Source organism: Paenibacillus sp. GCM10027630 (assembly GCF_042676305.1).
In the GTDB taxonomy this organism is placed as follows: domain Bacteria; phylum Bacillota; class Bacilli; order Paenibacillales; family NBRC-103111; genus Paenibacillus_S.
This window is the reverse complement of record NZ_JBHTGY010000037.1, coordinates 153735-173896: the sequence shown is the minus strand read 5'-3', so window position 1 is coordinate 173896 and position 20162 is coordinate 153735. Positions and strand designations below refer to the sequence as shown.

Here is a 20162-nt window from a genome sequence, read left to right as displayed (position 1 = left end):
AGGTCCTTGTTTAAATTCACCATTTGAGCATGGGAGGGAGTGGATATGGGGTTCCAACCGCTGTTAAAGTCGTGTTCTTTGAATTTATCAGGCGGTATAAACACGACTTTAAAGGCGGCCGCTATCGCTTTTCCACCCCATATCCACTCCCTTTGTTCTACTCGGTACTTCCTTCTACTTTTCTAGTGCCGAGCCGATCTTCAATCCGGTACTCGTATCCATGGACTCCCTTGTAATGCTCAGGGTACATTTCTCCTCACACGCTTCGCATATAAACTGCGGCGGCACCTCTGGATCTCCATCGTCCATCAGATCAAGTTTCGCACTACGCTAAGCGGTATCTCTTCCGTCTCTTCGCAGTTCAAACAAATGTGCTTGACCGTCTCTTTGGCTAACATGGTCTTGCATATGCTTAATGGCTTCTTCTTTTTCTTCCCTGCTTTTACTTCTTTGATACCGGTGACATCTTTTATCATCCTCTCCAGACATGCTTGTTCTTATGCTTTGTGACAGAGCTATTCCAATGTCCATATTCATCGAAGATTCGTTTTTGAATGTTCATCTCCATAACTTAAATTTACCAAAAACAAAAAGAAGGTGAAATAATTTCTCCATCTCGAAAATTTATAGATTCTATAATGTTAAGAAAAACGCCTTGCGGCGTCCTTGGAGTACCCTATAATCTTAAAAAGAAAACCCTGACAATGGTCAGGGTCTGTTCTCGTTGATTGGTTCGTAGCCGATGAATGCTTCACGTACCCGATTCCAGAAAGGGAACTGGCGAAAGCGGGCGAACTTCACCTTCTTGCCAGCAGCGACCATGCTCCGAATCGATAGGATATCGTTGCGTTGCACGTAAACATGATCAAGGGATAGCAAAATATTTTGATTGGCTCTCGGGTAAATATCGCAATGATGATGCTTGGGCAATATTATCGGCGATCCTAAAGTACGGAATACACGGTTGTTGATCGAAGCGATCTCCGCTATCTGAATGGCGTCCAGTGAAGGATGAACGATAGCGCCACCCAAGCTTTTGTTATAGGCCGTGCTGCCCATAGGGGTGGAGATACAGATGCCGTCGCCGCGGAACGTTTCCAGAAGCTCGTCATTAATATGAAGCTGTGCCATCAGAGTAGCGTCGACTCCTTTTAACGTAAATTCGTTAAGAGCCAGCTGTGTTTCGATTCCTTGTGCTGTCGTAATTTGTATCTCTACCAATGGATATTTGACTACCCGCAAATCGTTAACGACCGCGCTTTCTCCCATCATATCAGCAAGCAATTCGACTTCATCAGGCTTCCAATCGGCAAAAAATCCGAGTCGTCCCGTATGGATACCAACAAAGGCGATCGTCTCCAACTGTTCCTTATATTGATGAAAAGCATGCAGCAGTGTTCCGTCACCGCCGATAGAAAGTACGATATCCGGAGCTTCCTCATCATGAATCAAGCCATGCTGCTGAACGAGGCGGTGGAAGGTTTGCATCAATTGTATAGAAATATCGTCACCGCGATGTACAACGTTATATTTCAAGGTGGATCCTCCTAAGCATTGCTTTTACATTTTCGATATCATTCGTGCAATAACTCCATCATAATCAATATTTCCCAATAATACAACAATAGCAGAGCACTATGACAGTAAAAAAAGCCCCCTATCAGCCTTGATGGCTGTGCAGGGAGCGTTTGTTGACGGTTTACAGCGTAGTTACGAGCGGCAGCTCGAAGGCTGTAGCGAAATTGGGGCTGACCGGTCTTACACGGAGCGAGAAATGCGAGCCATGACGTAGGTGGGAAGGGACAACAGCACTGTATTGTACAACGCGGTTGTCAAGCTCCTTAACGGCATTCATTGTAACGATAACCTGCTGCCATTGATGATTAGGCTGCTCCTCATAATAGAGAAGCTCAACGACCGTATCTTTATACCAGATTGGTCCGAATTTAATGGTAGAAGTGACTTCCTTTGTTGACTTGCTTATGTCGGGGATTGCATCGGCAGAAGAGGCGGACCTGCTGCCCGAGCCATCATTAATTTCCAGAAATTTTACAAAGTGCCAGTTCGCTTTAATAAAGTTTTTATAGTCGGCAACCTTGGTAGCCAGATCATACTGGTCAGTGACTAAAGCCATCGTTCGCTTCAAAGTTGGAATATAGGTTTCATTTGTGTAGTCCATAACCATTCGATCCGTGTTATAAACAGGGGCAAGCGTGGCGATGGAACGCTTCATGCGCGATACCCACTGAACGGGCAGCTTGCCCTGATTATAGTAGAGTGGGACAATCTCTTGTTCAAGCAGCCGGTATATAGATTCGGTGTTTTCCCGCGCCAGCTTCTCATTGTCGGCTCCATTGCTTCCTTCGATGCTCCAACCGTTCGTTCCGTCGTAGCCTTCCTCCCACCATCCATCAAGCACGCTAAAATTAATGACCCCATTCATTGCAGCCTTCTGACCGCTTGTGCCGCTTGCTTCATAAGGACGACGGGGGTTATTCAACCAGACGTCTACACCTTGCACCAGATACCGTGCCATGTTCATATCATAATTTTCCAGCAAAATGATTTTTCCACGGAAGCGATCCATCCGGGAAACCCGGTAAATCTCGCGTATCATCTGCTGACCGGGTATATCTGCAGGGTGAGCCTTGCCAGCGAACAGGAATTGTACAGGACGATCATCGTTATTGACAAGCCGATCCAAGCGCTCCAAATCATTAAACACCAGATTTGCTCTTTTATAAGTGGCGAAACGGCGGGCAAAGCCTATCGTTAATGCTTTTGCGGACAAGTAACCTCGCACTTCTTCAACTTTGTCCGCGGGCATATCGTTTCTGCGGCGATGTTCCCGAAGGTTAGAACGAACATAGCGGATTAGCTTCTCCTTCAGCTGGATATGAGCATCCCATAGAGACTCCGCAGGAATAATCTCGAGCTGCTTCCAAATATCTTCATTCGTTTGGTTCGTTGCCCACGTTCCGGGCAGGAAGCGGCTGTACAGCTTCTTAAGCTCGGGGGCAAGCCATGTATTCATATGCACCCCATTCGTAATATGTGCGATAGGAACCTCACTGGCATCAATGTTTCCATGAAAGGAACGGAACATATCTCTTGATACTTGGCCGTGAAGCTTGCTGACGCCATTGCGCAGGGCCGAAGTGTTAAGCGCCAGGTGAGTCATATTAAACAGCTGCTTGCTCGCATCCAGTCCAAGCTGGGTCCATCCCTGTTTATACTCACCCCATTTGGCAAATAACGAACTGCAATAATATTCCATCATGGGTATGGGAAATGCATCATGGCCAGCCGGAACGGGGGTATGGGTGGTAAAGACGGAGCTTGCACGGATTACTTCTACGGCAACATGGAATGGCAAGCCGGCATCCAGCTGTTCCTTTATCCGCTCAAAAGCTTGAAAGGCCGCATGGCCTTCGTTGATATGATAAACGGCCGTTGTAACACCGAGAGCTCGCAGAGTTTTTACTCCGCCCATACCCAGAAGAATCTCCTGTGCGATGCGAATATCCTGATTGCCGCCGTACAGTTGAGCTGTTAAATCGCGATCCCATTGGCTGTTTTCTTCAAGATCGGCATCCATTAGGTAGAGACTGACGCGTCCCACCAACACCTGCCATATTTTCAGTTGAACCGTGCGGTCTGCCAGTTGAATTGGTACTTTTAATTCTTGGCCCTGATCATCAAAGGCGGGGAGGATCGGAAGCCTGGAGAAATCATAGCTGACGGCTTCAGCTTGCTGCTGGCCTTCCTTGTTGATCTTTTGATTAAAATATCCCTTTTTGTACAAAAGTCCGATACCAATCAGAGGGAGGCCCAAATCACCGGCAGACTTACAATGATCTCCGGCAAGCACGCCAAGTCCGCCAGAATAAATGGGCAGTGACTCATGAAAGCCGAACTCGGCTGAAAAGTAAGCAATCTGATGGTGCAGAAATTCAGGATAAGTTCTTTGAAACCATGTAGTCCCGCTGGAGTATTCATCCCATTGCCGGATAACCTTTTCATATTGCTTTACGAAAGCAGAATCCTTGCTTAGAGGCTCCCATACATCAGGATGTGTTTCAGCCAGCATCCGGACAGGATTGTGCAAGAACTGATCCCACAGCTCCTGATTGATTAGGGCGAATAATTCCAAGGCGTCGTCGTTCCAACTGAACCACATGTTGTATGCCAGTTCCGGCAATCGTTCAATCGTCTGCGGTAGCTTCATATTTCGATAAGAAAACATGGTATTCATGGTTATCGTTCCACCAACCTTTTGGAATAATCTTTTTGTTCGTTGAACAACAAGGTTAAATTCTTAAACTTTGCTTCGCTCAACTTGATACACGCGCTCGTCCCCCTGGGGCGGCGCAGCCGTTTATTCTTGGTTATTATCCTATTTACCCAACGGCTTCATACATTGCTTCACAATGAGATACAAAAGATACATGAAGGCAAGCATAATGGACACTCCGGCAAAGGAGGCGATCCCCCAAGGTATTGTGTAGCGCCACAAGGTTGTTAATGGTGATGTAACGTCTATCTGAGGGATAAAAGCTGCCACAGTAGCCCGATAAGGCTGCATAGGCTCCCACAAGATGAATATCGCAGTGGCTGCCATCAATCCGTGAAGGAAACGCGCCGCAAGGAAGGGGAGGTAGCGCAGGTTGGTATGATGCAGCAGGCTGACGATTTGTGCGTGTACCGATAAACCGGCCCAGGAAAGTACAAAAGCGGCGATGGCTGTTTTGAACACTAGATCAATATGACTTCCAGCCCCGCCCGCAGCCTTGGCTCCAAGTGTCACTTCAAAAATGCCGTTAGCAACGGCTTTCGATAGCTCCAAAGGGACATTAAACAGCTGAAGCACCGAATTAATGCCTATGTAAAAAATGCTCATTATATGCGCGGAAGTCATAACCTCCATCACAACGGAGAAGAATACTACAAGCCCTCCCACGACAAAATTAAGCTGAAGACCTGTTCGTACCGCCTGCTGAAGCATCTCGCCCAAAGATCGGCCATCCATCATACGGGCTGTATGCATCGCATCAAATGCCCGAATCAGTATGCTGCGGGAAGCTGTGTTGGACTTTTTCGTGATCGGCATCGGGTCGTGTGTCATGACGGCTTGCGATCCACCATGGAATCGCATCAGTAAACCTAACAGTATAGCTGTCCCATAATGAGCCGCGGCTAAGATTCCAGCCAAGCTGGCATCATGGAAAAAGCCTAGAGATACCGCTCCAATCAGAAAGATAGGATCGGAGGAAGTAGTGAATGCGACGAGTCGTTCTCCCTCCTCGCGATTGATGAGCCGCTGCTCCCATAGCTGTGACGTAAGTTTCGCAGCTACAGGATAGCCTGCAGCGAAACCCATAGCCATAACGAAGCCGCCGATTCCAGGAATCCGAAACACAGGACGCATTAGCGGATCAAGCAGCGTACCAAAGAAATGGACTAGACCGACACCCAGCATCATTTCGGAAATAACGAAAAACGGAAAGAGTGCAGGAAACAGGACATCCCACCATATGGAAAGCCCCTTTAGCGATGCATGAAATGACTCCGTTGGGAAGAATAACATTAAGCATAGTAAGCTTAGACCAAGTAATGCGATGGCATATACGATTGGAAACCTTTTTAACAACATAGTGGGTGTCCTCCTGAGAGTTTCGCTTTGGCGAAATGGCATCGTAAGCATGAGCTGTCTTTGTGTAAGAAGTTAACAATGCATGGGCTGGGCTGGAATGCTTTCTGAAGCTTTGAGGCTTTAGGCCTCATCAGTAACTATATGTACAAGGCTATATAGACATGCATGCTCAAAGTAGGACAAACAGGTATAAAAAAATAGCGCATACCTGTAAATTTGCTGAATTATCAAAATGTTTATGGTACAATAGTACCAATATGAGAGTAGGAGTTGATCCTTGTGATGGGTGTAATTGCTGGGATTCTCGTATGTGCGTTCGTTTATGTGATCAGGGAAACATTGATGACCTCCGGCGAGGAGGATTTGTAAACTGAAGCAGGCGTTTAGTTTGTTTCACTTAGTAGTAGATGCTAATCGCCAAGGCATTAGCATCTATTTTTGTTTTGAAAAAAATATATTCACAAGTCAGGTGAAGAAACAATATGTCCGATCAACAGAATTCACAGCATGAGAGAACATTGTTCGAAATGATCGGTGGAGAGACAACAGTCCGCCGCATAGTGGAAGCATTTTATCCGCTTGTACAGGCTCATCAACTGCTCGGGCCTTTATTTCCCGAAAATATAGAACCAGTCATGGAGAAGCAATATTTGTTTTTGACACAGTTTTTTGGAGGACCCCCATTATTCTCCCAGCAATACGGACATCCCATGATGAGAGCCCGTCATATGCCGTTTGAGATTACTCCGCAGCGTGCCGACGCTTGGCTTGGGTGTATGGAGCAGGCGCTTACAGACATCGGAATAGATCCCCAATTGAGAAAACTGCTGCTGCAGCGGCTGCAAGGTCCGGCGTATCATTTTGTTAATACGGATAATTAGTTTATTGATGATGGGGATGGACTACTTTTATCATAAGGAAGTGAGCTAATGGTTGAACCGTTATTTCATGTGAAGGTGGAGTGCGTGTATTGCAAAGCTACATACCGCACTTCAAGAGTAAGGCCCAGCTTTAAAAAGGCCAAGCATACGGATACCGATTTCTGCATTCATTACAAGGAAATAAATCCCGATTACTATGTGGTTCGTGTATGTCCTTTGTGTGGATACGCGGATTCAGAGAATTCTACCAACAAGCTAACTGCCCCTCAAATTCAGGAGTTTCGTGAGAAGGTTGCTGATAATTGGCTGCAGAAGGAATTCGGTAATGAGCGTACTTGGGAGGAGGCTATGCAGACTTACAAGCTTGCGCTGGTTTGTGCCCAGATTCGAAACGAGAAAGGGCGCGTAATCGCCGGATTGCTGCATCATATCGCGTGGTTGTACCGTTACCGCGAGCAAGAGGAGCAGGAGCTTCGTTTTCTGCAATTTGCCTTGGACGCTTATACGAATGTTTTTGAAACGGAGGCGGGGGAACTCAACAATGCACGTCTTATGTACTTACTTGGGGAGCTAAACCGTAGGGTAAGAAACTATAAGGATGCGGTGAAATGGTTCGGCAGAGTTATCAATGATAAAAGGATCATGGACGCAGCTATGATTCGCGCTTCAAGAGAGCAGTGGGTAGTAACAAGGGAAGATATGCTGGCTAGACAATTAGAGCTGCCTGAAGAAATGCTAAGTGAGAAGAAGTAGTCTCGGACAAGCTTGATTCATACATAACAATTAACTTGGATACATATTTATAGAAAAACACTTCATGCAGCATCCGCTTATGGGAACCTGCATCAAGTGTTTTTTGCTGTTGCTATTATGTCGCTATAAAAGGTGTAGCGGTTTTTGCCACTGCCTTTGGAGGAGTAAAGGGCTTCATCGGCCTCAGATATGATGTGCAAAAGCTCGTCGTGCTTGCTCCCCGAGATGGAGATACCGACGGATATCGTTGTTGTCGGTTCTTCCAAGCCAATCGATTGATACGCTTTCACGGCGTGGCATAACTTCCCGGCATAGTGTGCTAACTCGGAATAGTCGGTTATTTGACTCATAATAATAAACTCTTCTCCGCCATAACGGGCTACATAGTCGTGCTCGTAGATCGTAGTCCGCAGGATCTGCCCAATTTCCTGCAGCAGTCGATCCCCTTGAAGATGTCCGAATGTATCATTATATTTCTTGAAATTGTCAATGTCGACCATCATGATGGTGACAGGCCTGAATCGCATCGTGTTGCTTGCGATATTCATAAAGCTTCTAAGATTTGGCAGACCCGTAAGACCATCCTGATTAGCTTGAAGCTCCAAGCGGCGTTGAAGCATCCAACTGCGATTCTCATCGTTGTACATGACAATCAATGTATGTATGGCTAAAGCAGAAAGAATCAGAATAACGAGTTGAGTGCTGAAAAAGGAAAAGGATACATTTTGCTGCATAAATCCGTTCATTGCTAAACGTACAATGGCCAGAATGATGCATATCTTGATTCCATCCCAATAGGGAATGACAGCATAACCTGATTCATTCTCCTTACGGTGGAACATGGAGCTAATAACGGCAGGGATGATGAAATCCTGCGCAATACGCATCCACCCATAGGGCTCTTGTATCACATAGATGTATAGGGAGGGGATCATTGCTGACAGAAGTGAAATCAACCATCCGAAGCGTAAGCCTGCCATTATTATGGGAGCAAAAGATAAGTCAGTTGCCAGTACGTAGTCAGGTAAGGGCTGGAGCATCATGATGATGCAGGCCAAGCCAGTTAAGAGGGGAGCGGTTACTGATTCGTATCGCTCCATAAACAGCCTGTTTTTTAATTTTAATGCGATATAGCTCAGTGCAATAAGGACGCAGGCATTGGCAAACGGTATCGGGTACATGACTGTTTCCACTCCTGATAAAGCCGGCAATCGCTGTGGAATTCTCAGCGTCGGTTTCTTAATGGTTGATTGGCAAGCAAATAATCCTGATCGGCGTCCACAAGCGTAATCTTATTGTGGCAGCATGGAAATACGAGCAGCCGTTTTGTACCCCGGCTAATTTCGGGTAAATCTGTGCGCTTGAGCGGCAGAAGTACATTAGGCTGATTGCAGAAAGGACATTCATGCACATATACATCCTGCTGAATCAATTCATAAGGCCAGGTGCAATCAAATGGAATCATAAATTAAGACTCCTGCTTGGGTGAATCCGTGTTAGAATCCTGGTTTGTTTGCTCGCTGGGAGCCGTTGAATTTTTTGCAAGCTCGGCCAACTTTTGAAGCAAAATATGTTGAGGCATGTGCATCAAATGCTCTAAAGGAACATTTAACTGTTTGGCTAGCTTTTGTGCCGTTTCAGGCGAGATCTGTAAAGGTTTCATGCTGCTGTCAACTCCTGTCAATAGATCTATAGTCACCATTTAATCATATGAACTGTAACAATACAACCAAAATTTGGAGGGTCTGGATTTTGGCTGTGACTTAATCTATGGTTTAATTAGATTGTATATATTTTTTTCGAAAGGTGTGATGCTTACATGCAGAAGCAATTGCAGCAAACATGGGATTTATCTGTATTTTTTCCGGGTGGAAGCACTTCGGATGCGTTCCGGGCATTCCTTGAACAGCTTGGAACGGATGTAACCGGTTTTAACGAGCTGCTGGGCGGGCTTAAAGCTTCACAAATCCTCAAGGCAGCAGATTTGCAGCCGGTTTTGGTGCTGCTTCAGTCTATCGCCAAAAAGATCAGAGAAGCCGACTCATTCGTCGCTTGCTTGGCGGCTGAAAATCAGGCTGACAAGCAAGCCGTAATTTTGGCGGGCCGAGTCAAAACATTATCGGCAGCCTACACCTCGGCTTTGACGAAGTTCGATCAACAGCTGACTGAAATCAGCGATGCTGTATGGGAAGAACTGCTGCAATCGCCACAGCTGCAAGAAATTGCATTCCCGCTCGACGAACGGCGGGCTCTTGCCGCAGAGAAGCTGCCTCCAGAGCAGGAAGCGTTAGCCAATGAGCTTGCCATCGATGGTTATCATGGATGGGGGGAAGCCTACAACACTACAGTCAGCAAGTTCCGTATATTGTACGAGGACAACGGCAAGACGCAGGAGCTCTCCGCCGGGCAGGCGGCGAACAAGATGCACAGCCCTGATCGCGCAGTCCGACAGCAGCTGTTCAAGCTGTGGGAGGACAAATGGGCGGATCACGCGGATTACTGCGCCGATGCGCTGAACCATTTGGCAGGCTTCCGCTTGAAGCTGTATGAGCGCCGCGGCTGGGAAGGCATACATAAGGAACCGCTCGCGATTAATCGGATGTCCAAGGAGACATTAGACGCCATGTGGGGCGTGATTGACCGGGGCAAGGACATCTTCGTGCAGTATCTTCAGCGTAAAGCCAAGCTGCTCGGAATCGAGAGGCTGAGCTGGTACGATGTAGATGCTCCCGTTGGAGAAGGGAGCAAGCATTTCAGCTACGACGAAGGCGCGCAGCTTATCGTCGAGCAGTTTCGCCGCTTCAGCCCCAAGCTGGCGGATTTCGCCGTTGCAGCGTTCGAGTCGCGCTGGATTGAGGCCGAGGACCGGCCAGGTAAAAGGCCGGGCGGGTTCTGCACATCGTTTCCGATTGCAGAGCAAACGCGTATCTTTATGACCTACGCGGGCACAGCCTCCAACGTGGCTACCTTGGCTCATGAGCTGGGTCACGGCTATCACCAGCATGTGATGAATGATCTGCCTGCGCTGGCGCAGGATTATGCCATGAACGTTGCAGAAACGGCCTCTACGTTTGCTGAATTGGTTGTTTCTGATGCAGCCATGAAGGGAGCTTCCAGCGAAGAAGAGCGGTTGACACTGCTGGAAGATAAGATTCAAAGATCTGTAGCTTTCTACATGAACATTCATGCGAGATTTATTTTTGAAACACAGTTTTATGAAGAGCGCAGCAAAGGGCTCGTAAGTGTGGAACGATTAAATGAACTGATGGTGCAGGCACAAAAGCAAGGCTACCGCGACGCGTTAGCCGAGTATCATCCGCATTTCTGGGCTTCCAAGCTTCACTTCTATATAACTGAAGTTCCATTTTACAACTTTCCGTATACATTTGGCTATATGTTTAGCGCAGGGATTTACGCAGAGGCACTGCGTCAAGGAGCTGAATTTGAAGAAAAATACGTCGCGCTGCTTCGTGACACCGGCCGTATGACCGTAGAGGAGTTGGCTCAAAAGCATTTGGGTGTTGATCTTCGGCAGCCTGATTTCTGGCAGCGTGCGATGGATTTATCTGTCGAGGATGTTGTTGAATTCCTTCGTTTGACGGAGTAGTTCTATGTTTGTGGTTTCTGGTTTTAAGGTTTAAAGGTTTAAAGGGTTTAAGGTTTAAGGTTTAAGGTTTAAGGTTTAAGGGGTCAGGGTTTAAAAGGTGGGCTCTTGCCCTAATAAAAAGAAGCCGGGGCTCGAAGCCCCCGGCCTTCTTTCTACCAATAAGAAGAAATTTGTCTGGCTTAGCCTAGAAAGAAGAAGCGACCGCAGAGCGGAAAGGGAATGTACCGTAGAGTTTACGAGTCCCATTTTGAAGCCGTGTTCCAGCCGCCTAGTCTAATCAAAGGAACACGGCTTCAATAGGGACCGGAGGTACATCCCTTTCCCGCGGCAGCGTAAGCTTCTTCCATCACTAAGCCGGACAAATTTCCACCACCTACAGTTTGAAAAGCTGCATAGTCTGCTGTAGCTTGGTAACCAGCTTGGTCATTTGCTCCGATTGATCAACAATGTCTTGAACGGCATGAATCTGCTCATTCATTGAAGCCGAAACCTCTTGAGTACCTGCAGCCGATTGCTCTGTGATGGCCGAGATACTCTCCATAGTACCGGAAATACGTTGAGCACTGTCCAGCATTTGTTGACTTTCACTTGCGAAGGATGCTATCTGCTCTGAAATAAACTTGACGCTGCTGACGATTTCGGCAAAAACCGTTTCCGTTTCAGAGATCAATACCGTTTGTCTATTTACGATTTGCTCGTTCTCTGCAATATGGGTCAGCGCTTGACGGATTCCTTCTTCGATGCTGCGAACCAGCTCGAATACTTCTCTTGTGGAGGTTGTGGATTCCTCGGCAAGCTTGCGAACTTCCTGGGCTACTACGGCAAAGCCTTTTCCGTGCTCGCCTGCACGTGCCGCTTCAATGGAGGCATTCAGGGAAAGCAGGTTGGTTTGCTCCGCAATTTCAGATATAGATCTTGTAATTTGGGAAATATTATTGGCTTTTGAAGCTAGCTGATCAATCGTACGTGATACATTAGAGGTGGCCTCTACGTTACGTTTCATACCCGTTCCTTGATTTTCGACGGATTGAATCCCTTTTTCGACCAAAGAAAGCATTTGTCCGGATCGTGAATTCATTTCCTGAGTCGAAGTTGTTAGGCCTGTTACTTTTTGTTCAATATCTTTGGTTGCGATGGATATATCCGAAATTTCCTCGGAAATTTGGTTAGCGCCTGATGCGAGCTCATTAGAGGAAACGGCTACCTGCTCCAAAACAACTTTCAAATTTTCATTTTTGAAAAAAATATCTCGGCTAGAGTCGAAAACATGCTTCGACATACTGCCTGTATCCTGCAAAATCTCGCGAAGCTTGTCCATCATTTTGTTAAAGGAAGTTCCCAGCTCGCCTAATGCATCGTCAGATTGAACGGTAACCTTTTGTGAAAAGTCGCCTTTGGAAATGTTTAACGCAATGCGGGAAATGTTGCTTATCGGTTCTGTAAGCGCTCTCTCAAACCAGCTGATAAAAGGAAAGCTAAGCCCAATCATAACCACCAGGAAGATAATGCCTAAAACCATAAGATCAGGAGACTTTGTAATCAGAATAATTAATGCGATAGAATAAAGAGCAACTATCGCGTAACATCCGAGTTGAAGCTTCTTTTTAAATGAAAGGGCTTGAAAATTCATTAGCATATCTCCTTTGGAATGTATGTAAAAATCTTACTTATGAGAGCATTATATCACCCAATAGTACCATGGTCTATAGTTCGAATCCCGATACTTCAGCATGTTTCGACCTTTTTAGCGTTAATAGGACTTTTGATGCAATACACTAATACGAATGGAGTAGATGAACAGTATGATTAATTATTCAGCGATTCATCATGTAAGCTTGACTGTGCGGGATCTGGAAAGGGCTAAAACCTTTTATGCAGAAGTGCTTGGATTAAAAGAAATCGAGCGTCCTCCGTTTGATTTTGCCGGAGCGTGGTATGCGGTTGGGGAGGGAGGTCAGCAATTGCACTTAATCGTTCATGAGGGGGAGACGTTGAGGGAAGGTGAGATTAACACTCGTGACGGACATTTCGCGATAAGGGTCGGCAGCTACAAGGCGGCGATTGCTTGGTTGGATCAGAAGGGGGTTCCGTATGAGGCCAGACCGTTTGCCAAGGCGGGCTTTCCGCAAATCTACGTACTTGATCCGGACCGTAATATTATCGAATTCAATGCCGAGCGGTATGATGGGGAGTAGAGTGGAGAAGTTTTCCGAATCCTTGCGAAATATTGATGGAGATATATAGGTGCCGACACTCGTTTAGCTTGGAATTTTGGCTCCACTGTTGCGTATGATGAAGACAGGTTGCTCGCGACCGCCAGAAGATGACCTATTCTGGCGGTCTTGGGCATTTCTTTTTGTATGTTTGGTTTTCTGGTGATGCACATAAAGCCTCGAAAAAGTAAAAATGTACTAGTAAAGCTATAACGGTTTTACAGGCACGCATATTTCACAAAAATCATTATTAATCATATGACCTGTGTATCTTTCTAAAATCGGTTTGTGGTCAATTTGAGATGGTATAAAATTATATTCATATGTTTTTTTGGAATTGATGATTTTCTTTGGTGTTTTTGTAATTTTATGTATTAATTTGTTGCATTATAGGAAGTTTTCTGAATATTGAAAATTTTTGTTGAATAAAGGAAAATTATTACATATAATGGGGCTACAGCCCTAGAGGTTGTAGGAAACATAATTCAAAATTAGGTAGGAGGATGTTAATGATCTTAGAAAATGTGCCTTTGGCCAGACAGCTTGAAATTGTATTCCGGGAAATTAAAGAAGAGCTGACACAACTGACTTCAGGAACGGTGTTTGTACAAATCCGCAACAATGTTGTGGGCAAATTCGGGGTCAGAGCTTTTCCCCTGGAAAGCAAGGGAAGCCAATTGCACAAAATGGAAAGGGGGCTTTCGGATCCTGAACTGCAAACCTTTCGAATGACAGCTATGGAATCATTAAAGCTTAAGAACTGGAGCCATGGCGAAATCCAGTTCGAATTTGCCAAACGGCAGGACAAGCTGTGTACTAGCGTTGCTTTCGAATCTAACTACAATATGGCGAGCATCATCACGGACAAAGAAAAAGATCGGCATAACAAATAGTATTTAATTTTTATTATTTCGCACTTATTTCTTATTAATTTGGAAGAGAGCACCTCATCGTTTTAGTACTTGGAAGCGCTATGCTGACAGTACTGGCGGCGGGGTGTTTTTCATATTTCCACTGATTTTTTTGATTAGAATAAGTCTTGAAATTTGCCGAAAACGACGATTTATGGTATAATTTCATTGAAAACACGAAGAAAGGAGGTGTAATTGAATGATATCTCTTCATAGGTCGTCCAATCGTTGGTTTTCTATTATTATGATTGCCGTATTTATGCTTTTCACCACACCAACCCCTAGCCTTGAAATCCATGCTGTAGAGACGGTTCACAGTTCCTCCTCTTCACAAGGAATTGAATACAACACGAACCTGGTTGTTCGAAAAAATACCGTCTCCGAGAGCAAAAGGTTCGCCTCCTACGTTCCTACCTTATTATTTATGTTATGTGCTGTCATTCATTTCTCTTTGTGCGGCTTACCGGCAGCCCGCGCTTCGTTTCGCCCCCAGATTGCCCGTCGATTAACCCGTATGCTGTTGCTCCCCATCAAATTCACCTCCCTTAACGTGTAGTTTTTGTTAGCCCCTTGTATGTTTCTAACACCCACATTTGAACATTCTGTTTGTGCTGTTTACTGCTGAAAAATTTTCACGCAGACTATGGTTTATTTAGTGCTGCCTATGCTTCGACTTAAACTGAAAATAATAGACATGAGGGTTATTTATGCTGCCAGTATCTTGTTTTTTGAAAAACAGGATATGAGGGTCTATTTGGTGCTGCGCACTAATAGTTAGCCATTTTGGCTGGACCTATCACTTCTCATGATTAATATAAGCAAATTTATAGCTGTATTTAAAAAGTTCAGGAGGAACCTTTAGGAGGATTTATATATGAATATTAGAGAAATTGAGCTTCCGGGAATTGGAAAAAAGTTTCAAATGACCACACGCGGAGGCGACAAGCTGGTGATCGTTATCCATGATGACGGCCGAAGGGAATGCTACCATTTTGATCATGAAAACTTAGAGGAAAGCATTTCTTTAGTTACTTTGGATGATGATGAGGCGCGTCTGATTGCAGGTATTATTGGCGGAATGAACTACAAACCGAAGGCTTTGGAGACTATTGAAGTTGCGCTGGATGATCTGGTTATTGAATGGTATCGGGTGGAGTCCGGATATAAATGCGTTGGTCAAACGATTGGTGATTTAAAAGTTCGTCAAAACACAGGAGCCACGATTATTGCCATTGTAGAGAAGCAAAAAAAGATTATAAACCCAGGACCGGACGTTGTCATTATGGTAGATTCTACCCTGGTAGTTGCAGGAGAGAGGGGGCAGCAGAAGCATTTTAAAACTATTTTAATGAATGGATGTGGTTGAACCTATGAACTATATGGTATTTGAAATAGGGCTGGCGATCGGACTTATTGCACTTGCTGGACTGCTGTCGGCTAAATTGCGTTTCTCGGTCATCCCCTTTTATATATTGGTCGGCATGGCAGTGGGACCTCATTCCATTAATTGGTGGCATATTGATTTGCGTTTTATAGAAAGCGCGGAGCTCATCGAGTTTCTTGGAAGAATCGGAGTTTTGTTCCTGTTGTTTTATTTGGGGCTTGAGTTCTCGGTAGGAAGGCTTATTAAATCAGGAAAATCCATTGCTGTGGGCGGGACGATATATATCCTGATCAATTTCACACTGGGCCTATTATTTGGTTGGCTGGTTGGGCTGCCCATGCTTGAAATTTTGATTGTTGCCGGAATTACTACCATTTCATCGAGTGCGATAGTGGCTAAAGTGCTGGTTGATTTAAAGCGCACGGCAAATCCGGAGACCGAGATGATACTGGGCATCATTATGTTTGAGGACGTATTTCTTGCGGTCTATATTTCAATCGTGTCCGGGCTTGTGCTGAGCGGGTCTACTTCGATTGGCGGAGTCGTTCTATCGGCTCTCATAGCTCTTGGATTCATGCTGTTAGTGCTCGTAGTAGGGCGCAAATCCGTCCCTTTCCTCAACCGGTTCTTGCATATACGCTCCAATGAGCTGTTTTTACTCGTTATATTCGCTGTGTTGTTTATAATAGCGGGTTTCTCCGAAACGATTCATGTGGCAGAAGCGATTGGAGCCCTGTTAGTTGGACTGGTATTGGCCGAAACGGAGCATATGAAACGTATTGAGCATCTGATTTTACCGTTCAGGGACTTTTTTGGGGCTATTTTCTTCTTCAGCTTTGGATTAACGATCGACCCGTTCTCACTTGGCGGAGCTGTATGGTTATCATTGGGGGCTGTGCTGCTGACATTGGCAGGAAATTTTGCCGCTGGGATGTGGGCCGGTCACTTGGCTGGCTTGTCTCCTAAAGCATCGGTAAATATTGGTCTTACCATTGTTGCCCGCGGAGAGTTCTCCATTATTATGGCTAATTTAGCCAAATCGGGACATCTTCTGCCAGTTATACAGCCATTCGCGGCACTGTATGTTCTTATTCTGGCTGTGCTCGGACCTCTGCTTACAAAAGAAAATAAACGTGTTTATGCAGCGTTGGACTTTCTGTTTAAAATATCGGCTTCGGGCGGTAAAAAGGCTAAAAAAGCTGAAACACAGTGACGAAATCGGATACCTCTACTAAGTAGATCAGAACTTCTATTCCTTTATGGGTAAGGAGGAGTTGGATGAAAACAATAAAAGAATATATTTTGGGTGGGGACGGAGCAGTATTTGGCAAACAGGCACTGTATACTTTAACTAGCAATGAGGCTGGGTTAAGAGACGGGGGTTCGGTGCTTGATCATATGCAGGATACGAGCACAGTAGCGGCTTACGTCATTGCAATGGCTGTCGGGCTTTATTGTGTTAGTAAGCTTTCCAAACGATCGTCTTTAGTCCGTATATTAAGAATAAGCAGCGGAAGGATTGCTGAAATTAGTGAGGAAATTACAAAAGTGACGGGTCGCAAGGCAGTATTGCTTGGCAGAAAATCGGATAACAAAGGATTAGCCCGGCAAACACTTCGATTGGAAATTTACAGATTGGAGGAAGTCATGCTGTATGATTTAATACATGCCATCGACCAAGAGGCAGAAATAGAGATTCTCTCCGTTACTTCCTTGTATGGGGAAAGGGGAAACAGATAAGTTTATAGTATTCAAACCTCGCTGACAGCTATTGTTGGCGGGGTTTTTAATTGGAAAAGGCGACCCCTGGGGAGTCACCTCGTGTAAGTATGGAAGCCAAACATTATCTTGAGAATTTGCCTGCAAGTTGTTGCTCAGCGATTTGTACAAGACGACGGGTGATGTGGCCACCGATTGCACCAGTGTCACGAGTCGCCATGAAGCCATAGTAACCATCTTGCGGGATTTGAATTCCCAATTCTTGTGCTACTTCGTATTTGAGCTGCTCTAAAGCTTGGGAAGCTTGAGGTACAACCAAAACGTTGCTGCTGCGGGATTGTCCTTGTGCCATAGTTATCACCTCCGTTCCTTAGGTAGTATGTGTCAAAAGATGAAATATACTCATAGGAAAAAATGGAAAATGAATCCAAATGTTTTTGGAGGACAGCGGCAGCTATACAGTGCTTTTGAGGTTGCTTATAATGAAGGGATACTTATGGTACCGGACGTCTTATTAAACGGGGAGTGGAAACTTATGTTTAAATTAGAGTGCAAAGGCTGGTCATGGGATCAAGACCTGCAAATAATTCATGCTGACGTACGGCTAGAGGTGGATGGAGAGGTACTCATAGACGAACCGCTATGTGTGGATGTAGGACTGCCCGCCTTGCTCTACAGCTTAAATCATGAAGTGGAGCCGAATCGTTGGGCATCGCCCGAGGAGTGCTTTCGGATGCCCTTTTTCTGCTGCGGCTGCGGTGATCCGGAATGCCGGGCGTTTTCGTTTCGTACCCGGCATCTAGACGGAGGGCTGGTAGAATTGACGGAGATGGAGGAAAGGCAGCATGGAGAAGCTAAAGCTCTGGCGACCTACATCATTCCATTGGAGACATACAAGTCTCAAATCATACCTGTCGCCAATCAGTATTTGTCTTTTGTAGAAGGGTTGGAATACCGTCCTTATTTTGCCGACACCGTTAAGGTTGTTAGACAACTGGTAAATGAACATTCATAATTGACGAAGATATTTATGTGCAGGGGGAGGAAGACTGCAATGCATTCACAACCAAGTGAAAGAATAGACCAGCGAGCGATTGCAGTATGGCAGTTGGGTGCCGCTATTACAAGTGCATTGTTCGCAGCTGTAGGGGTCGCTGCTATTATTGTTTCCATTAAGTTTGCTTGGCCTTGGTGGATTCCGGTGCTTGTATGTGTCGCAGTGGTGCTGGAAATGGCTTTGGATATAACCATAATGCCGCCTCTCAGATGGAAGCGTTGGCGCTATGAAATACGTGAGGAAGAGATTGATCTTCTGCAAGGTGTCATATTCGTTACAAGAACGGTTATTCCCATGGTTCGGATTCAGCATGTCGATACGCATCAGGGGCCGATTTTGCGCAAATACGGACTTACGAGCGTAACGTTCTCCACAGCAGCGGGTAAGCATCATATTCCAGCGCTTGCTGATGATACGGCCGCTCGGGTGCGCAAACAAATTGCCGAGCTCGCGAGGGTGACCAATGAAGATGTCTAAGCCCATTCAAAACGGTAAAAGGATGCACCCGCTAGCTGCGGTTCTCTCCTCATTAGGGTTGATTAAAGAGTGGCTGATTCCCTTGATTGTCTTTTTAGCTACATGGGTTTTTCGCGGCGAGGGACATACTGGAGCAGGATACTGGAAAATGTTAATAAGTGCAGCGATTGTTGTTGTCATGATCGGGTCCGGTATTTTGACGTGGCTTCGTTACCGGTATGAGGTTTCTGATGGGATGCTTAAAGTGGAACACGGTATTTGGGTAACCAAAAGGCAGTTCATCCCGCTTGAACGCATTCAAACGATTGATTTGACCGAAGGGCTGCTGCACCGAATGTTCGGGGTTACGAGGCTGCAGGTTCAGACTGCAGGGGGCAATAAACCGGAGGTGGTGCTATCTGCGTTAACACTTGTCGAGGCTCAACATCTTAAGGAACAACTGCGTGGAGATAAACCGGCTGCTCGAGATGAGCATACTACTGTGTCCGCCGGTCAGGCAGTAAGTCGGGAGGGGCATTTGCCAGGGCAGCTGCAGGAAGATCAGAAGGGATTTGAAGACGAGCTGAAGCCCAGGTATAAGAGCACGCTGGGCAGCTTGCTCATAGCCGGGATGAGTTCAGGCAGCATGGGGTTAGCGATATCTCTGGTTGCAGCGCTGATGTCCAAGGTGGATGAAATTTTCCCTGACTTGAAGGTTTTTCATAGCGTAGCAGACCTCTTTGAATTTGCGACTATACCGGTGATCATCGCAGGTGGATTATTGATAGCTTGGATTTTAGGCGTTTGCTTGTCGATTATTAAGTTTGCTAATTTTACCGTTATTCGTTCGGGGAATGAGCTGATCATCTCACGGGGACTTTTGGAGCGAAGACAAGTTACGCTTCCCCTTGCCCGAATCCAAGCGATTCGGATCGTTGAGGATGTTTTGTGGCAGCCCTTCGGATTTGCTGCGATTCATGTGGAAAGCGCCGGATACGGAAATGAGAAGGGGGAAACGACCTTATTGTTCCCGCTGCTCCGACGTAGGGAAATTGAACCGTTCCTGCAGCGAATGGCGCCGAGGTTTGCTGTGCAGCCGTTGCAATTGTTTGAAGCATTGCCTGCCAAAGCATGGAGGGGCTATGTACTGCCGTGGACCCTTTTTCTCGCGATAGCGACTGTGGTGACAGTTTGGTTTACACCATGGGGATGGGGCGGTGCGATACTTGGCTTAGCTGCCGCTGCTTTCGGCTACCGGAAATATAGAGATGCAGGTTCTGTACTGACGAATGACTTGCTTTTACTCCGCTTTCGCCGGCTTGCGTTAATCACGGTTAGGGTACCGAGAAATCGTATCCAATCGTGCAGGATTGAAAGTGATCCGTTGGAACGCCGTTGGGGGCTCGCTACACTTGGCGTTGCTGTAGCTTCCCGTTTCGCGGGCGCCCAGTTCGAGCTGCCTGGTTTGCAATTATCGAAGTGCCACGAGATCATGAACTGGTATCGTCCGAATCGGAAGTGAAGCAAT

The 20162-nt window shown here is 46.0% G+C and carries 21 protein-coding genes; 12 read left to right on the top strand and 9 right to left on the bottom strand.

Annotated elements, in window-relative coordinates; translation table 11 throughout:
• Nucleotides 1-308: 308 nt before the first annotated feature.
• The 4 genes from ACFQ0C_RS19860 to ylbJ all read right to left on the bottom strand — a co-directional run bounded on the left by ACFQ0C_RS19860 (nt 309) and on the right by ylbJ (nt 5653).
• The gene (locus ACFQ0C_RS19860; RefSeq protein WP_379368779.1) at nt 309-476 is read right to left on the bottom strand and encodes a hypothetical protein; all 168 of its coding nucleotides are present in this window, start codon (nt 474-476) and stop codon (nt 309-311) included.
• Nucleotides 477-708: 232 nt separating this feature from the next.
• On the bottom strand, nt 709-1536 hold the full coding sequence (locus tag ACFQ0C_RS19855; protein ID WP_379368777.1) for an NAD kinase: 828 nt from the start codon (nt 1534-1536) through the stop codon (nt 709-711).
• Between the two features lie 163 nt (nt 1537-1699).
• Nucleotides 1700-4255 (bottom strand): alpha-glucan family phosphorylase, encoded by a 2556-nt coding sequence (glgP, locus tag ACFQ0C_RS19850; RefSeq protein ID WP_379368775.1) that lies wholly within the window; start codon nt 4253-4255, stop codon nt 1700-1702.
• A 141-nt stretch (nt 4256-4396) separates the two neighbouring features.
• A complete protein-coding gene (ylbJ, locus tag ACFQ0C_RS19845; RefSeq protein WP_379368773.1) occupies nt 4397-5653 on the bottom strand; it encodes a sporulation integral membrane protein YlbJ in 1257 nt (418 codons plus the stop codon).
• Between the two features lie 482 nt (nt 5654-6135).
• On the opposite strand from ylbJ, the gene ACFQ0C_RS19840 reads away from it, so the two are divergent.
• A complete protein-coding gene (locus ACFQ0C_RS19840; protein WP_379368771.1) occupies nt 6136-6534 on the top strand; it encodes a globin domain-containing protein in 399 nt (132 codons plus the stop codon).
• Between the two features lie 48 nt (nt 6535-6582).
• The gene (locus tag ACFQ0C_RS19835) at nt 6583-7287 is read left to right on the top strand and encodes a DUF2225 domain-containing protein (RefSeq protein ID WP_379368769.1); all 705 of its coding nucleotides are present in this window, start codon (nt 6583-6585) and stop codon (nt 7285-7287) included.
• 92 nt (nt 7288-7379) lie between these two features.
• On the opposite strand, the gene ACFQ0C_RS19830 is transcribed toward ACFQ0C_RS19835, so the two are convergent.
• From ACFQ0C_RS19830 to ACFQ0C_RS19820, 3 genes are read right to left on the bottom strand one after another with little or no spacing between them, the layout of a single operon-like run.
• On the bottom strand, nt 7380-8468 hold the full coding sequence (locus ACFQ0C_RS19830) for a GGDEF domain-containing protein (RefSeq protein WP_379368767.1): 1089 nt from the start codon (nt 8466-8468) through the stop codon (nt 7380-7382).
• Nucleotides 8469-8512: 44 nt separating this feature from the next.
• A complete protein-coding gene (locus tag ACFQ0C_RS19825) occupies nt 8513-8752 on the bottom strand; it encodes a hypothetical protein (RefSeq protein ID WP_258214439.1) in 240 nt (79 codons plus the stop codon).
• Between the two features lie 3 nt (nt 8753-8755).
• A complete protein-coding gene (locus ACFQ0C_RS19820) occupies nt 8756-8950 on the bottom strand; it encodes a YycC family protein (protein WP_379368765.1) in 195 nt (64 codons plus the stop codon).
• Between the two features lie 156 nt (nt 8951-9106).
• On the opposite strand from ACFQ0C_RS19820, the gene ACFQ0C_RS19815 reads away from it, so the two are divergent.
• Entirely contained in the window at nt 9107-10894 is a 1788-nt protein-coding gene (locus tag ACFQ0C_RS19815; protein ID WP_379368763.1) for a M3 family oligoendopeptidase, read from the top strand.
• Nucleotides 10895-11267: 373 nt separating this feature from the next.
• On the opposite strand, the gene ACFQ0C_RS19810 is transcribed toward ACFQ0C_RS19815, so the two are convergent.
• Entirely contained in the window at nt 11268-12524 is a 1257-nt protein-coding gene (locus ACFQ0C_RS19810) for a methyl-accepting chemotaxis protein (protein ID WP_258214436.1), read from the bottom strand.
• A 172-nt stretch (nt 12525-12696) separates the two neighbouring features.
• Here ACFQ0C_RS19810 and ACFQ0C_RS19805 point away from each other — a divergent pair, with 172 nt between their 5' ends.
• From ACFQ0C_RS19805 to ACFQ0C_RS19780, 6 genes are all read left to right on the top strand, one after another.
• Nucleotides 12697-13089: a VOC family protein gene (locus ACFQ0C_RS19805; RefSeq protein ID WP_379368760.1), complete on the top strand. Its 393-nt coding sequence runs from the start codon at nt 12697-12699 to the stop codon at nt 13087-13089.
• Nucleotides 13090-13616: 527 nt separating this feature from the next.
• Nucleotides 13617-14000 (top strand): O-methyltransferase, encoded by a 384-nt coding sequence (locus tag ACFQ0C_RS19800; protein WP_258214434.1) that lies wholly within the window; start codon nt 13617-13619, stop codon nt 13998-14000.
• Between the two features lie 217 nt (nt 14001-14217).
• Nucleotides 14218-14574, top strand: coding sequence for a hypothetical protein (locus ACFQ0C_RS19795; protein WP_379368758.1), 357 nt, complete (start codon nt 14218-14220; stop codon nt 14572-14574).
• A 318-nt stretch (nt 14575-14892) separates the two neighbouring features.
• Nucleotides 14893-15384, top strand: a complete 492-nt coding sequence (locus ACFQ0C_RS19790) for a cation:proton antiporter regulatory subunit (protein ID WP_258214432.1) — start codon at nt 14893-14895, stop codon at nt 15382-15384.
• Between the two features lie 4 nt (nt 15385-15388).
• Nucleotides 15389-16615, top strand: coding sequence for a cation:proton antiporter (locus tag ACFQ0C_RS19785; protein WP_379368756.1), 1227 nt, complete (start codon nt 15389-15391; stop codon nt 16613-16615).
• A gap of 65 nt (nt 16616-16680) precedes the next feature.
• Nucleotides 16681-17142 carry a hypothetical protein gene (locus tag ACFQ0C_RS19780; RefSeq protein ID WP_379368754.1) on the top strand — a complete coding sequence of 154 codons (462 nt, stop codon included), beginning with the start codon at nt 16681-16683 and terminating at the stop codon, nt 17140-17142.
• 103 nt (nt 17143-17245) lie between these two features.
• Here ACFQ0C_RS19780 and ACFQ0C_RS19775 read toward each other — a convergent pair whose 3' ends face one another.
• Nucleotides 17246-17473, bottom strand: coding sequence for an alpha/beta-type small acid-soluble spore protein (locus tag ACFQ0C_RS19775; RefSeq protein ID WP_133226880.1), 228 nt, complete (start codon nt 17471-17473; stop codon nt 17246-17248).
• Nucleotides 17474-17542: 69 nt separating this feature from the next.
• On the opposite strand from ACFQ0C_RS19775, the gene ACFQ0C_RS19770 reads away from it, so the two are divergent.
• From ACFQ0C_RS19770 to ACFQ0C_RS19760, 3 genes are read left to right on the top strand one after another with little or no spacing between them, the layout of a single operon-like run.
• The gene (locus tag ACFQ0C_RS19770; protein WP_379368751.1) at nt 17543-18136 is read left to right on the top strand and encodes a hypothetical protein; all 594 of its coding nucleotides are present in this window, start codon (nt 17543-17545) and stop codon (nt 18134-18136) included.
• 39 nt (nt 18137-18175) lie between these two features.
• Nucleotides 18176-18655: a PH domain-containing protein gene (locus ACFQ0C_RS19765; RefSeq protein WP_379368749.1), complete on the top strand. Its 480-nt coding sequence runs from the start codon at nt 18176-18178 to the stop codon at nt 18653-18655.
• Nucleotides 18642-20156, top strand: a complete 1515-nt coding sequence (locus tag ACFQ0C_RS19760) for a PH domain-containing protein (RefSeq protein ID WP_379368747.1) — start codon at nt 18642-18644, stop codon at nt 20154-20156. Before ACFQ0C_RS19765 ends, ACFQ0C_RS19760 begins: the two co-directional genes overlap by 14 nt.
• Nucleotides 20157-20162 lie beyond the last annotated feature (6 nt).